Origin of the sequence: Candidatus Chloroploca asiatica (assembly GCF_002532075.1) — a bacterium.
GTDB classification, from domain to species: Bacteria; Chloroflexota; Chloroflexia; order Chloroflexales; family Chloroflexaceae; genus Chloroploca; species Chloroploca asiatica.
The window spans coordinates 1-1,408 of record NZ_LYXE01000023.1 but is presented as its reverse complement, the minus strand read 5'-3'; the positions used below and the strand labels follow the sequence as shown (position 1 = coordinate 1,408).

General features: G+C 35.5%; 1 protein-coding gene. It reads right to left on the bottom strand.

Annotated elements, in window-relative coordinates; genetic code table 11:
- Nucleotides 1-8 precede the first annotated feature (8 nt).
- Nucleotides 9-1,328 carry an IS1380 family transposase gene (locus A9Q02_RS01790; protein ID WP_097650662.1) on the bottom strand — a complete coding sequence of 440 codons (1,320 nt, stop codon included), beginning with the start codon at nucleotides 1,326-1,328 and terminating at the stop codon, nucleotides 9-11.
- Nucleotides 1,329-1,408 lie beyond the last annotated feature (80 nt).

Sequence of the window (1,408 nt, the reverse complement as noted above, 5' to 3'; positions counted from 1 at the left end):
AACCCAAATTACGCATTAGAAATTACAAAAGGATAATCAAATACTTTTGAATAATTCCAAAGACCACTAAACCATTCTCGCCGTTTCTTATTAAGGGCGATTTTTAGGACAAGTTTATCATTCACTTTTTCAAAATATGCGCCAATAGCAAAGGTTCTATATCTCAAAGTAGACAAGGTTCTTTGTGTTTTTTCTTGCAAGATAAATGTTCTAAAAAGAGCCATTAAATTATAGGCAATCATTGCAAAAGTTAATGCAGCTTCTGTGGCAAAAAAATCTTTAAGATTGAAGCTATCAAACCCAAAGTCGTATTTTAATTCTTTGATTCGATTTTCTGCATTTGCACGCCCCCGATAAAGTCTCCATATTTCTGCTGGAGCATATTTCAGGTTGGTTACATACGCGGAATATCGGTAGTTTTTATAGATTTCCTCATCACAGAAAAGACTTAGTTGCTTTCCGGGAGCTTGAGGTCTGTCTTTTATTTTTTGGCGAACAATGACCATTCTTCTTGGTTTGTTCCACGAATCGCTTTGGTATATTTGTTCACAAATTTCAATCCCTGTATCTAACACAATCCAATTGTTGCTGGCATGAATCACTTTTTGAATGGGATGTGTAAATTTGGCTGCAATAATATAATCCATTGATTTTAGCTCCAGATAGTCTAAAATATCCGTTTGAAAAAAGCCACTATCTAAACGAATTAAGCTTACTGTTTTATTTTTCAACTTGGATAAAGTATCGTCCAAGAATGCTAGAAAATTATTGGCCGATGAAGTGTTTCCACTACGAAGCCACATGTTGGCAACAAGTTTTACATCATCAATAAAAGCAATAATTGGATGATGTGATGGACGACCTTTCTTGGCTGGGTTATATCCTTTTTTTGCACCCTCTTGTTGTCCGTAGCGTGTCATTACGGACGAATCAATATCTAAGGTGAAATTGTCAAATTTAAAATTGTCGAATATCCATGAGTAAAAATAATCGCTTACTTTTTGGTTGGTGGCTTGGTTAAACTTGCCGAAAAAACGTTTGTAGGTATCCTGGCCTGGTGCGGTTGACCAGTTAAAGATTTTACCTAACGCTCTATCATGTCTTGTAACTTCGGTGTGCAAAAATCTATTCGCTCCACACCAGATACTTGTTATAAATCCTTCAATAATGGTAGTGGTTTTATATCCTCTATTAGAGCCCGATTGAGGTAAGTCAGGATTGTTCTTAACAATTTCAGTAAAACCTATTTTTTGCAACATTTGCTTTAGAAAAACCATGCCGCCCCACGGTGTAATCTCTTTACTGGTATAGGATATGTCGAATTCCATAATTGTATTCTCCCTATTGCTACGCATTAGAAATTTGAACTCTAAAATAATGAATTATTTTCTAATGCGGATTCCGGGTT